This window comes from Anaeropeptidivorans aminofermentans, from assembly GCF_940670685.1.
GTDB classification, from domain to species: Bacteria; Bacillota; Clostridia; order Lachnospirales; family UBA5962; genus Anaeropeptidivorans; species Anaeropeptidivorans aminofermentans.
This window is the reverse complement of the sequence record NZ_OW711693.1, coordinates 1,810,397-1,824,158: the sequence shown is the minus strand read 5'-3', so window position 1 is coordinate 1,824,158 and position 13,762 is coordinate 1,810,397. Positions and strand designations below refer to the sequence as shown.

11 protein-coding genes are annotated in these 13,762 nt (G+C 36.3%); 5 read left to right on the top strand and 6 right to left on the bottom strand.

Annotated features, from left to right (window positions below; all coding sequences use genetic code 11):
- Nucleotides 1–52: 52 nt before the first annotated feature.
- Nucleotides 53–1,045: a phosphate acetyltransferase gene (pta, locus tag NBX03_RS07595; RefSeq protein WP_250230145.1), complete on the bottom strand. Its 993-nt coding sequence runs from the start codon at nt 1,043–1,045 to the stop codon at nt 53–55.
- 993 nt (nt 1,046–2,038) lie between these two features.
- Here pta and NBX03_RS07590 point away from each other — a divergent pair.
- Genes NBX03_RS07590 through NBX03_RS07580 form a run of 3 tightly spaced genes read left to right on the top strand, consistent with a single transcriptional unit; the run spans nt 2,039 to nt 4,972 of the window.
- Complete coding sequence (locus NBX03_RS07590; RefSeq protein WP_250230144.1) at nt 2,039–3,082, top strand: ABC transporter permease; 1,044 nt, start codon at nt 2,039–2,041, stop codon at nt 3,080–3,082.
- A 1-nt stretch (nt 3,083) separates the two neighbouring features.
- On the top strand, nt 3,084–3,854 hold the full coding sequence (locus tag NBX03_RS07585) for an ABC transporter ATP-binding protein (RefSeq protein ID WP_250230143.1): 771 nt from the start codon (nt 3,084–3,086) through the stop codon (nt 3,852–3,854).
- Nucleotides 3,855–3,874: 20 nt separating this feature from the next.
- Complete coding sequence (locus NBX03_RS07580; RefSeq protein WP_250230142.1) at nt 3,875–4,972, top strand: ABC transporter substrate-binding protein; 1,098 nt, start codon at nt 3,875–3,877, stop codon at nt 4,970–4,972.
- Between the two features lie 95 nt (nt 4,973–5,067).
- Here the strand turns inward: NBX03_RS07580 and NBX03_RS07575 are convergent, their stop codons facing one another.
- The 5 genes from NBX03_RS07575 to NBX03_RS07555 all read right to left on the bottom strand — a co-directional run bounded on the left by NBX03_RS07575 (nt 5,068) and on the right by NBX03_RS07555 (nt 11,136).
- Entirely contained in the window at nt 5,068–6,060 is a 993-nt protein-coding gene (locus NBX03_RS07575; protein ID WP_250230141.1) for a CheB methylesterase domain-containing protein, read from the bottom strand.
- A gap of 121 nt (nt 6,061–6,181) precedes the next feature.
- Nucleotides 6,182–6,667 (bottom strand): chemotaxis protein CheW, encoded by a 486-nt coding sequence (locus NBX03_RS07570; protein WP_250230140.1) that lies wholly within the window; start codon nt 6,665–6,667, stop codon nt 6,182–6,184.
- A 14-nt stretch (nt 6,668–6,681) separates the two neighbouring features.
- Nucleotides 6,682–9,042, bottom strand: coding sequence for a chemotaxis protein CheA (locus tag NBX03_RS07565; RefSeq protein ID WP_250230139.1), 2,361 nt, complete (start codon nt 9,040–9,042; stop codon nt 6,682–6,684).
- 139 nt (nt 9,043–9,181) lie between these two features.
- A complete protein-coding gene (locus NBX03_RS07560; RefSeq protein WP_250230138.1) occupies nt 9,182–9,997 on the bottom strand; it encodes a CheR family methyltransferase in 816 nt (271 codons plus the stop codon).
- Nucleotides 9,998–10,410: 413 nt separating this feature from the next.
- Nucleotides 10,411–11,136, bottom strand: a complete 726-nt coding sequence (locus NBX03_RS07555; protein ID WP_250230137.1) for a stalk domain-containing protein — start codon at nt 11,134–11,136, stop codon at nt 10,411–10,413.
- A gap of 757 nt (nt 11,137–11,893) precedes the next feature.
- Between NBX03_RS07555 and NBX03_RS07550 the strand changes: the two genes are divergently transcribed.
- Both NBX03_RS07550 and NBX03_RS07545 read left to right on the top strand, forming a co-directional pair.
- Nucleotides 11,894–12,427 (top strand): GNAT family N-acetyltransferase, encoded by a 534-nt coding sequence (locus NBX03_RS07550; RefSeq protein WP_250230136.1) that lies wholly within the window; start codon nt 11,894–11,896, stop codon nt 12,425–12,427.
- A gap of 91 nt (nt 12,428–12,518) precedes the next feature.
- A complete protein-coding gene (locus tag NBX03_RS07545; protein WP_250230135.1) occupies nt 12,519–13,742 on the top strand; it encodes a nucleotidyltransferase in 1,224 nt (407 codons plus the stop codon).
- Nucleotides 13,743–13,762 lie beyond the last annotated feature (20 nt).

The window sequence follows — 13,762 nt, the reverse complement described above, 5'->3', positions numbered from 1 at the left end:
TCCTTATTCTGTATTTATAAAATTAATTTTTACTATAAGCTTTTTATAATAATTAATTACCTGCCTGAACAGCAGTGATTGCAACTACGCCTACAATATCGTCAGCGGAGCAGCCTCTTGAAAGGTCGTTTACAGGCTTTGCAATACCCTGAGTTATAGGTCCGTAGGCTTCTGCTTTAGCAAGGCGCTGAGCAAGCTTATAGCCTATATTTCCTGAATCTAAATCAGGGAAAACAAGTACATTTGCCTTTCCAGCGACATCGCTTCCGGGAGCTTTTGACTTACCTATAGAAGGAACGATTGCGGCATCAAGCTGGAACTCTCCGTCAAGCTTAAGGTCTGGAGATTCGGCCTTGGCAATTTTAGTTGCTTCTACAACCTTATCTACATCAGGATGCTTAGCGCTTCCCTTTGTGGAATGGGAAAGCATTCCCACAACAGGCTCTGCCTGAACAAGAACTTCAAAGCTCTTTGCTGATGACTGAGCTATGGCAGCAAGCTCTTCCGCATTGGGATTTTGAACAAGGCCAGAGTCTGCAAATATAAACACGCCGTTTTCACCGTATTCACAGTCAGGCACAACGATAACGAAAAATGCTGAAACAAGCTTTGTTCCCGGGGCAGTTTTTAATATTTGAAGTGAAGGTCTTAAAACATCTGCCGTGGCATTCGCCGCGCCTGCAACCATACCGTCGGCTATTCCCGCCTTAACAAGCATAACCCCGAGATAGAGCGGATTTTCCATAAGAAGCTTTTTTGCCTCATCTTCTGTCATCCCCTTGGATTTTCTTATTTCCACAAGAGAAGATATAAGGCTTTGCATATTGTCATAATCATTAGGGTCTATAAAGCTTGCCCCGTTTAAATCAAAATCAGGAGACTTTTTAATGATCTCTTCCTTATTTCCAATTAAAATAAGGTTTGCTAATTCCTCTTTTAAAACCTTATGAGCTGCCTCTATGGTTCTCATATCGGCTGTTTCAGGAAGAACTATGGTTTTCTTGTCTGCTTTCGCTCTTTGCTTTATTGAATCGAGAAAATTCAACTGTCTTACCCCTTTCATCGTTACTGGAAATGTTATTTTTCTTAAACTGTTTTAAGAGCTAAACCTATAAAGGCTTAATAATAAATCGATATATTTATTCAATGTTCTTAAAAACAGCCGGCATCAATTTTCAAAACCTCTAATCCTACGCTTATTTAACTTAAATTAAATAAGAATAATTGTCGGAATAGAATGTTTCTTGCTGAAAATGCCATATCTCAAACATAACTATTATAAACAAAATGCTCTTTGTATACAAGATATAAAATAAATTATTTGATTTATGTCAGATGAACTTAAAAAATCATACAAGGGCAGGCTTGTATGATGCCGCATTTTGTCTTTTAAATTTTTGCCGGTTAAAACTATTAGAAATCCTTATGATACTATAGCTGCATCATTATACATTTTGTACGGTTTTTCTATAAATAAAATGAATAATATCTCTATGATTAAATAAAAATTAACAATTGGACTTTAAGGCTTGCCCATGCTTTAATAAGACTGTTTGGAAAGCCATGAATATAAGAAATTAACTAAATAGAATTTTATGTCTATTCAATGCCTGAGAATAGTTAAACTGCTAAGAATAATAAGTAAACTAAAGTTTATTTATTATTTTACAGCTGAAAATATATTGTTTGCATAAAAATGTGAATTCGAAGAAAAAAGTACAGAAATAGCATCCTTTACGTTTACTTTATGCAAAAATGTTGAGTATAAGGCTTTGACGCCTTGTGTCAAAACTGCACGGCATATTTCGAGCATTTGGAGCCGAAAATCCAGCCATAAGGCATACTGTCAAAGGTATTATGCTTAGGTTTTTACATAGCAAAAATTCTTTTTTAATGAATAAGTCTCTCTTTTATGACAAAATAGATTTTTGTTTGGATTTTTCAGACACACTCTAGTGAAAAAGAGCCTGCCAGTAAAACCGCAGTTTCTTCAAAATATATTTTTATACTGTTTATCAATAAATAGGAGTGTATATTTATGAGCAAAATAGAAGTCCTACGGACACAGTTAACCAAAGAGCAGCTTATAGAAATGGAGCAAGTCGAGAAAACACCCTTTCAAAAAATATTGGACATCATCATCTCAGTCCTTCCCATTCTTTCAGGAGCAGTTGCTGTTTTAGAATACTGGATTGTTCCCAATATCAGAAAAAATAGTAATCCCATGACTTATGTTTATTTTCTGGCTGTTTTGATTTTACTCTACAGCGTATTTTGGACTGCAAGCATTTTCGGATTAAGCGGCAATAAAAAGAAACTCTTTAATAAGCTTCGGTATAAGGCGCCTTTATATTCAGTGCTTTTTTTATTGCTTGCAGTATACGATTATTTGACATTAAAAACAGGAATATTACAATATCCTTTTCTCCCCTGGGTAAATGACATTTTAAATATTATGATTTCAGACCGGAACTATCTTATGGAAAGCGCAGTTTCCACTTTAAAATTATTGTTCTGCGGATATTTCAGCGGTGTTATTACAGGCCTTATTACTGGCATTACCTGCGGATACAGTAAAAAAGCCCGTTATTGGATTGACCCTATTATAAAAGTTTTAGGACCAATACCGACAGCAACATGGATTCCTTTAGTTATGGTATTGGCCTCCACCCTCTTTCGCGGAAGCGTGTTTATTATAGCTTTAGGCGTATGGTTTTCTGTAACGGTTGCCTCTATGACAGGAATCGCAAATGTTGAGCTTCCCTATTTTGAAGCAGCTAAAACTTTAGGGGCAAGCGAACGCCAGCTGGTTTTTCACGTTGCTATCCCCTATGCCGTACCTAATATTATTCAAGGCATGATACAGGGAATGAGCTCTGCTTGTACCGCTCTTATGATAGCGGAAATGCTGGGCGTTGAATCCGGCCTTGGCTGGTACATAATTTGGGCTAAATCCTGGGCCATGTATAATAAAATGTTTGCTGCTCTTATTGTTATCTGTTTAATTTTTATTACCGTAACAAAAACCCTTAACATCATAAAGAAGAAAGTGCTTCGCTGGCAGGAAGGCATGGTGATGTAATATGGAAGAAGTCTTTGTCTCTCTTAAAATGGAAGGCGTATCTAAAAGCTTTGCCCGTATAGAAAATAACGATATTACAAACGCTTTGGATAAAACTGATTTAGAACTTCATAATAATGAATTTATAAGCATCGTCGGCGCCTCCGGCTGCGGCAAATCAACTATCTTGCGCTTGATTGCAGGCCTTATCGTGCCGACAGAAGGACGTATTACAGTAAACGGAGAAGAAGTAACAAAGCCTGATCCCAACCGGGGAATGGTTTTTCAAAAGCCTACTTTATTTCCGTGGCTTACCGTCGAAAAGAATATAGCCTTCAGTTTAAAAATGCAGAAAAAATATGAAAAAAATAAGGATCAGGTAGAACGAATGTTAAATCTCATTGGCTTAGAGGATTTCAAAAAAGACTATCCTGCACAGCTTTCCGGCGGTATGGCTCAAAGAGTAGCCTTAGTGCGTTCTCTCATAAATGAGCCGGATATTCTGCTGCTGGATGAGCCTTTAGGCGCTCTTGATGCTTTTACCCGTATGAATATGCAAGACGAAATTTTAAACATGTGGAAGAAAAAGAAGCAATTGGTTATTATGGTTACCCATGATGTAGAGGAAGCTATTTATATGGGGACAAAAGTGCTGGTTATGGAACCTCGGCCAGGACGGATACGGGTTGAAATTCCCATCGCCTTAGATTATCCCCGTGACAGAGGAAGCGCATCCTTTATGGCCTATAGAAATAATATTTTAGACATGCTCGGTGATAATTTTAAAAAATAAATTATATAAAGGAGAAAAAAATGAAATACTTAAAGAAAATGATAATTACAACTCTTTGCACCGCATCTTTATTCTCCATGGCAGCTTGCGGCACTACTCCGGGAGAAGGAAAAAATGAACCTCCGGCAGCTCCGCAAGCATCAGAAGCAAAGCCAGCCGAAAGTGCAAAGCCTGTAGAGGCAGCACCCCAGCTGAGCGAAGAAGAAGCATGGAAAACGGAAGATGCTTACGGCAAAGAATTAAGTTATTTTTATGACGGAGGCAATTGTACATCTGCACCTTATTTTGCCGATGTATTAGGCTATTTTGAAGAAGCAGGCCTTAATATGAAAGGCTTTAGCAGCAACTCCTATACAGAAGCATTAGGAACAAATGCGACCCAGCTTGCCGCAGGCCACATTTCCACTATGCTTGTACCTGCTACAAATGGTGTTGACTTATCTTTTGTTGCAGGGGCCCATATCGGCTGTAAAAGTCTTTATGTTCTTACAGACAGCGAGTATAATTCCACAGCTGATTTAAAAGGATTAAAAATTTCTGCCCCCAACGGCATCGGTGCAAGCGATTATAATATTTTGGCACGTTTCTTCGATAAAGACGGTATAAACCCTCTTACAGAGGTTGATTTGGTTCAGGTAGAAACAAGCGCCTGTGTAACAGCAATGCAAAATGGGGATATTGCAGGAGCGCTTTTATCAGATACATACGCCTATAAAATGGTACAAGACGGCTTGATTAGATCTGTTCGCTCTTTACTTGATGATGATTTCTTAAATGAGCCATGCTGCATTATTGCTATGAATGCAACATTTGTTAAAGAAAATCCGATTACTTCTAAAAAAATTACGGAAGCTGTCAAAAAAGCCGGTGAATGGATGAGAAATAATCCTGAAGAAGCCGTTCAGAGGCTTTTAGACGACAGTAAAATCAGCGGTGACTTTGATATGAACGTAGAATTATGGAAAACTTTAGAATTTGGCCTTAAAGATGACTTTACTGAAAAGGGTTTAAGCCAGATTGTAGAAGATTACATAAAGCTGGGCTTACTTACAGCTTATGACGATCCAAATGAAGTAATGTCTTTCGTTTGGACGCCTACGGCACCGGAGACAAAATAATTATTTTATTATTCAAATAAAAAACAGCCTTCACATAAATTGTGAAGGCTGTTTTTAAGTGCATATCAGATAATCTTTTTAATCTCTTTTTTACTTTAATGCTCCATAATAAGCCTTGCGATTTTATAGGGATCTCCTTGGGTCATTACAGCCCCTATATCGTAGGCGGCTTTGGGCATTCCGTAAACAATAGAAGATGCTTCGTCCTGGCCTATGGTAAAGGCCCCGGTTTCTCTCATTTTTAAGAGGCCCTGAGCCCCGTCCTTGCCCATTCCGGTAAGTATAACACCTATGGCCTTCTTTCCTGCATGCTCCGCCACAGAGTTAAATAAAACGTCTACAGAAGGTTCGTGGCCGCCGTATTGGCCTTCTTTCTTGCAGGATACAAAGTATCTTCCGTTTTTATATTCCAAACGCATCTGCTTATCTCCCGGGGCTATGAGAACTTTTCCGTTTTCAAGAGCATCTCCGTCTATGGCCTCAAGCACAGTCATTTTACAGGAGGTATTAAGCCTTTGGGAAAAAAGCTCCGTAAATACAGGCGGCATATGCTGCACGATAAGCACAGGCGGCGTATCTTCCGGAAGCATTTTGAGTATTTTTTCTATACAGTCTGTTCCGCCGGTTGATGAACCTATGGCAATAATCTTATTGATAGGCGTCATATACTTATTCTTTATGGCTCTTTTGTCTTTGGAATAATCTTGAACAAGCTTTTCTATTTTCATTTCCATGATGGTAAAAAAAGCCTTTTTCTCCGCTTGGGTTAAATCCTTAGGTCTGGTTATGATCTCATCGATTCCCTGGCTTAAAAAGCCAAATCCCTCTTTTACACTTGCGCATATCATGATATATTTGAAGCCATGCTTTTTTAACCTTGTAAGAAGCTCTAATAAATATGCTTTATACTCTTCATAATAGTCTATAATAACAACAGCTTTTTTTAATGAAGATACAAGCTTATTCATTTCCTCAGCACTCCTGGGGGCAATCATAACCTTGTATTCGCTTTTTTCGGATAAATATGAGCTTAATGTGTTAAGAGGCCTTCCCTCTGAGACAATAATAACGTTAGTAGTATTTTCCATGATAGATCTCCTGCTTTATTTGTGAGAATGCTGCTAGAGCCTTATGCCTCGTGCACATCATATAATAGCAATGATTTCTGCTCATACATTCAGACCGGCAAATGAATAATATATAATAAATTTATTCCGGCTGAGCTTCATATAGAAGCTTTTCCGTGTCAAGAATTAAAATAACTTTATTGGAATCTCTGCCTATATTTTTTATATATTTATTTGTATGGTTTAGCTTAGCGGAAGGCGGGCTTGTAATGTTTTCGTTTTTAATATATTTTACGTCTTTTACATTATCTACGATAATGCCAACATTAAAGCCTTCCTGTTCAATAACTACAATACAGGTAGCGTCGTCATAGGCTCTTTCTTCGATTTTAAACCTGCTCCTGATATCTACAACGGGAACAATATCTCCTCTTAAGTTTATAATGCCTTTAATATATTCAGGGGTTTTAGGAACCTTTGTAATTGCCGGTACACTTATAATTTCCTTAACCATGGCAATTTCAAGGCCGAAAAGTTCCTGCCCTATTTCCATTGTAAGAAATTTATTTCTGGTGGTGTCGTTATCTTCATCATATACAGCTAAATTATTGTCTCTTATCTCATCCATATGCCTAACCCTCCCTAATTATCAAAGAAGCCGGCAACATCAATAATTAAAGAAATATCTCCGTTACCTAATAAAGTACAGCCGCTGATGCCGCGTATTTTTTTAATATATTTCGGAATGCTCTTTACAACCACCTGCTGTTCCCCTAAAAGCTCATCAACAAGAACACAAACGATATCTGAGCCGTTTTCAAGCATCATGACGATGCCTTCTTCGATATCATCATAACCGTAATCAAGCTGGAATTCTTCTTTCAGCCTTACAAGATTATAGCATTCGCCTCTTACCATAATCATTTCGTTTCCGCTTGGGTCTATGAGTATATTTTCTTTTTTGGCTTTAAAGCTTCTTACGATAGAAACAATAGGTATGGTATATTTTGAATCGCCAAGCCTTATGATCATGCCTTCAATTATGGCTAAGGTAAGCGGTATTTTAAGGGTGAAGGAGCTTCCTTTATTAGGAATGCTGTCGGCAACAACAGTACCCCCTACCATTTCAATATTGGTGCTTACAACGTCCATGCCTACGCCTCTGCCTGAATAGGAAGTAACACTTTCATTTGTTGAAAAGCCCGGAAGAAGAATGAAGTTATAAACTTCTTTATCGGTATAATCATATTCCGGCTTTGTTAAAAGCCCTTGCTTTTTAGCCTTGGCAAGAATTTTATCTCTGTCAAAGCCTGCCCCGTCGTCTTTTATGCTGATTAAAACATCTCCGCCGGAGTTTTTAGCTTCAAGGGTAACCGTTCCTTTAGGGTCCTTGCCTCTTTTTACTCTGTCGGAAGGTATTTCTATACCGTGGTCAACAGAATTTCTTATAATATGCATAAGGGGGTCTGAAATATGCTCTATAATGTTCTTATCAACCTCTGTATTTTCCCCTATAATTTCAAGGTTTACTTCCTTGCCTAATTGTTTGCACATATCTCTTACGATTCTATGCATTTTAAAGAATGTCTGAGAAAGGGGAACCATACGCATGGACATAACCGTATCCTGAACATCTTTTATTATTTTACGAAGCTGAGACGCCTCTTTTGTGAAGCTATCCAAAGCAAGACCTTTAAGGTCTGAGTTCTGCGTAACCATAGCCTCCGATGTAACAAGCTCTCCTACAAGATTCAGCAAAAGGTCAAGCTTTTGCACGCTTACGCTTATGGCATGCTGGCCTTGGGCCTTTTTGTTTCCTCCGTTATGATCCTGCTTCTGGGTAGCAGACCTTTGTTCTTTATTTTCTAAGGCAAGTGAATCCTCTTTTGTTTCATTGGTCTCTTCTTTTTTGCTTTCTTTCTGAACTGTGGTTTTTATAGTATCTGTAAGCTTAAGATCAAGACTCTTAAGATATATAGTTCCATTCAGTATTTCAAAAAGCTCTTCATAAGACTTATCGGTTACTATTTTAAGCTTAAGCCCGTCTTGTCTTATTACTTCCATTGCGCTTTCGTTTATTAAATCCTCAGGCACATGTTCAATACTTTCAACGCTTCCTGAAAGATTATAAACGAGGCCGTAAGCTCTTACGTTTTCCATTTCGCTTCCGTCTTCAAAATGGATAAGCGCTTCAAATTCATTATAAATTACATTTTCAAAGCCCTCAGATTCTTCTAAAGCACTTTCTTCTTTTAATTCCAAATCTCTGATAAAAAGGCTTTTCATAAATTCGTTTCTTATTTCTTCTATGTCCTTAAGGCTTTCAAACTGAAGCTTAAAGCCTTCTTTGCGTATCTGCGTGATGCAGAGTTCGTCAAACAAATCGGAAGGCTCATATATAAGCTCTGTAACGACAGGCTCTAAATTATGTACTATGGTATAGGCCCTGATGTTTTCCATTTCACTGTCTGCCTGGAAAAATACCCTTGCCTTATATTTTGTATTGCCTGATTTTAAAGGCTCTGAATTAACAGGGGCTTCAATGGGCTTTTCATCTGCTTTTTTCTCTTCAGGAGCGCTTTTTGTATCTCTGTCGCCGTTTGCTGCCTTTAATTCCTCTACATATTTTTTTATTCTATTAATAAGGTCCCCTGATTCTCCGTCTGCAGCAGAACCTGCTTCAAGCTTTTCAAGCTCCCTCTTAACAAAGTCCCCTACTTCAAGGGTAAGATCAGTTACCTTTCCATAGTCAACAATTTCCGGCCTGTTTTCTCTTAAGTAAAAAAATAAATCTTCTATGACATGGGCCGTTGAGGATATATTATCATACAGCATCATAGCCGCTGAGCCTTTAATGGTATGCATAATCCTGAAAATTTCATTTATTGCTTCCGAGCCAAGGTCATCTTCTGCCTGAACAGTCTCATTTTCAAGCTGCTCAAGCATTTGATTCATTTCATAAATAAATGTTTCAAGCATAGAGTCTCTATCAAAATCATTCATGATAAGTTCACCTCATCTATTATAATGACCAAAAGTAGTATTTTGGCAAATTAAGTACATGCTTCTCCCTTTTATTACAATAACAGCCTTTTATCAACTAACTATAGTATAATTTATAACCATGGTATAAATCAATAGTTTACTTTCTGTATACGGCCGGTGTAACATATTTAAATTTGGATTTCGAGTAATTAAGGCTTTCTGAATGGCCTACAAACAAATACCCCTCGTCATCCAGCATATCATAAAGTTTGTTTACAAGGGTCGTCCTTGTAGTATCGTTAAAATAAATCATAACGTTACGGCAGAAGATAGCTTGAAATTTCTTGGTAAACCTTTTTTCAAGATTTGCATCTATAAGATTTACTTTTCTAAAAATAACATCCTTTTTTATTTTATCCGATACCTGCATATATTCTTCGTCGTAGGCTTCGAAGTATTTTTTAACCCAGTCCTTGGGCATGGTTTTAAGGCTTTGTTTACTATAGATTCCAGTATAGGCCGCGGTAAGCACTTCCGTAGATATATCCGTTGCCAGAAGCTGGGTATTCCATCCTGACTTTCCGGCGAAATACTCTTTAAGAAGTATTTGGAGGGTATAGGCTTCTTCGCCGCTGGAACTTGCCGCGCACCATACTCTTACATCTCTTTCGCTTTTATACTTTTTTTCTATAAAAGGGAGCACTGTATTATAAAAATAGTCAAAATGCTCTCTTTCTCTCATAAAAAAAGTATGATTTGTTGAAATACGGTTAATGAAATCACTTGCGGCTTTTCCTGTCTTATCCTTAATAAGGTATTCATAATATTCTTCAAATGAACTCATCTTCATTTCTATTAATAAAGACCTGAATCTTGAATATACCAGAGACTTTTTATCATCGTTAAGACTTATTCCGAAATTATCATAAGCATATTTTCGTATAACGTTATATTCTCTGTCCTTTAATTCCACCAAATCACCCTAAATGAATTAATGATGCCCCGTATAAAAGGCATATAAATTTATATGTAATTTCCTTTAATATTTCTTAAAATACTAAAAACAAAATTATCCTATATTATTTATCGGCAAAATAAATTTTGTCATTATATAAAATCCTTTGACTGCGGCAATTTCTTTAGCTTATAAATAAAATTTAAACTCACATCCCTTTTAAACACAAAAGAGCCTTTCGGCTCTTTTGATTGATTCTTATATTAAGTATTGTAAAAATAAAACTATAGCTGAATTCAAATGAAATAGCAGCATTGTCAAACTGCTTTTCTTTTATTTTATGACCTCTTAAAGTCAAAAACAGTTAATTTTTAAAGACAATATATACTGAATTATATTATTACATTTTATTGAGATTAAACTTAACCATTTTACCAACTTCCTGAAACAGAATATTCCTCTGTTCTGTGGTCATACTTTAATGTTGCCCTTTCTCCGTCATCGTTTAAAAAAGTAACACTGGTTTCCCACAGCTCAATATCATCGGAACGGCCGCTTACAGGCCCGAATCCGTCAAATGTATCCGAAACAAAATTAGGCTGTATATATTGGCTTGATGACAAGTATCTTTCTTTTCTTGCCCCCTTATCAAACCATGCAATTGAAAAATTAGTTATTGTGTATTTCGTTCTGTTTGCATAGTATGTTTCCATATATACGGTTCCAATGCGGTTTGGCGGAAGAATTTCCAATTCATATTCAATTTGACCCAGCCTAAAAGGTAATTCCTTTTGCTTTATCACAACATCTTTGTCTTCTTCTGTTTTCTCTGCCGGTTTCAAGCCCTCCTCATTAGCCTTTTCTTCAGCCTCTGAAGTAGAATCAGCCGAAGCTTTATCATTAATATGGGCAGTATTCGTATCGGCGTCCCAGGCAACATCTTTATCTAAAACTTCAGCTGCCGCCCTAAGAGGGATATATGTAGTACCGTTATAAAGAAGTGTTTCCTGTTCTACAGGCTTGCTGTTTACTACAAGTTTTACTCTTCCAAAAATAGCTTGAATTGTCTGACTGGTTTCAGCAAATGCCAAAGTACCGGTTCCTACCAAAGAAGTCACTAAAATACCTGCAAAAAATGATTTAAGGTTGAATTTCACAATAACTCCTCCTTTGTAATAATACTATCAGTATAATCATAGAGTCAGTCTGATGTCAACTTTATTGTTAAGCGAATAAATTAAATCCATTTAAACTTTCTCTAAGAATTACAGCATAAGATTAAGATATGTCACTAAAATACTCATAGTAAATTTAAAATTAAACAGTAGCAAAGCCGCATATTTACACAGGCTCAAAAATATACCAAATCCGTGCTTTTGAACCTGCTGAAATTAGGCTTTTGCTACTTCTTCATAATTAATTTACTATAATAATTCAAGATATTTATTTCTGAAAAAACACTTAATTTATATAATTCTTTTCATATAAAAAAATGTATATTTATTTTTATATTTCACATACTATTATCAGCAAGGCTTATATTAACTAAACTATCAAAAATACTTTATGTATCATATAAATCCTTGCAAGGACGGGGCATAAACCCCGTCCATTTTATTCATGATGAAAAGACGTAAACATAAGAAACGTAAGAGACATTATCCAAAGATATCCTATGAATTTAGGAAGTAACAGTTTAACTGGGGCCATAACCCAAATTTTATAATATGGAAAATCTGAATTTACTTTAACGCTATATTCATAATACTTTCCTTTATGGTATACTATGAATAGGAGCAAGCTCCGCCTGATTCTATTTATATACGTTCACTTACAAAACCCCATAGTTGTAATATATATATGGGTATAAAATAAATCGGATATCTGCAATTTCTTCTATTTTCAGGAGGGCCTATGTATTTAAAATATAAAAATTTCCTTATTCGAAATGCCGAAGCTGATGATGCGGCGCTTTTATGCAAATGGTGGAATGATGGAAATATCATGGCCCATGCCGGATTTCCCCATGGTCTTCATACAAATACGAAAAAAATAATAGATGCACTTGCAGCAGATTCCGATAATACTTGCCGCAGGCTTATTATGGAAGCAGATAGTTTTCCCATAGGAGAGATGAGTTACAGAAATAAGGGCGAAAATATTGCCGAAATCGGAATTAAAATATGTGAATCCAATCAACAGGAAAAGGGCTATGGCTCAATTTTGTTAAAAATGCTTATTACCAGCTTATTCAATGATTTTTCATATAAAAAGATTATTTTAGATACGAATTTAGAAAATACCAGAGCGCAGCATATTTATGAAAAGCTTGGCTTTCGTAAAGTTAAAATTAATTGCAATTCTTGGAAAAATCAAGTGGGCGAACTGCAATCTACAGTGGATTATGAACTTTCTCCAAATGACTTTCTCCCTTTAGACCTTGGCTAAAAATATTTTTAACATTTCTAAAATACATATTAATAGTGTTTTAAGCATAAGAACAGTTTCTATCATTTCTATAGTATAAAAGGTGGTTTTAATGAAAACTGTTGGCATTGTAGCAGAATATAATCCATTTCATAATGGGCATCTGCATCATATAGAAAAATCTAAAGAAATAACGGGAAGCGAAAATGTTATCGCCGTTATGAGCGGGAATTTTGTTCAGCGGGGTGATATTGCTATAATGAGTAAATACGCAAGGACGAAAATTGCCTTATTAAACGGTGTAGACATGGTTATAGAGCTTCCTGTGTGTTTTGCCGCTTCAAGCGCAGAATTTTTCGCCAAGGCCTCTATAGCTATCCTCAACGGAACCGGCATAGTCGACAGCATTTGCTTCGGCTCTGAAAGCGGAAATATTTCCGAGCTTAAAAAAATCTCTAAGTTCCTTATGAACGAATCTGACGAATATAAAAAAGCGCTTAAAGAAGGTCTTAAACAAGGTCTTTCTTTCCCTTCCGCAAGAAGCATTGCTTTAAAAAATAGCTTTACGGATTCGGAAAGCCTTCTTCAAAGCCCTAATAATATTCTGGCGGTGGAGTATCTGAAGGCTCTCCAATTAATAAATTCTTCTATAGCGCCTTTTACTATATCAAGAGAAATCGCCCATTACCATAATAAAGAGCTTACGGAAAAGATTTCTTCCGCCACAGCCATAAGAAACGAGCTTCAAAGGGGCAATATCAATTGCCTTAAAAATACCGTTCCGGAAAATTCAATCGATATATGGCATTCGGAAATGGCCCTAAAAAATACCCCTGTATTTATAGATGAGCTTAGCAGTATATTCCACTATATTCTTGCAACAAAATCTGCCGAAGAGCTTAAAGATATACTTGATATGGACGAAGGTCTTGAAAACAGACTTTTAAGAGTTTCATCGGAAAATTATTTAATAAGCAATATCATAAAAGCCCTGAAATCAAAACGCTATGCTCAGACTAAAATTCAAAGAGCCGTGATTCATATACTGCTCGGTATTAAAAAGAAAGAATTTAAAGAGCTTATGCAGTCGGGAGGGCCTCCTTATATTAGAGTATTGGGATTTAAAAAAGAAAAAAGCTTTTTACTAAAAGAAATAGAAGAAAAAGGCACTCTGCCCCTTATTACAAATATTAAAAAGGCAGATACGCTTCTTAATAAGAAAGCCCTTAATCTTCTTGAGAAAGAAATTTCTTCAACGGATATATATTTGCTTGCAAGAGGAGAAAATTCCAGCAAACTAAAATATGAATACTATGAACCTATAGTAATCGTTTAAAAAAGGTAATAAATTAAAAT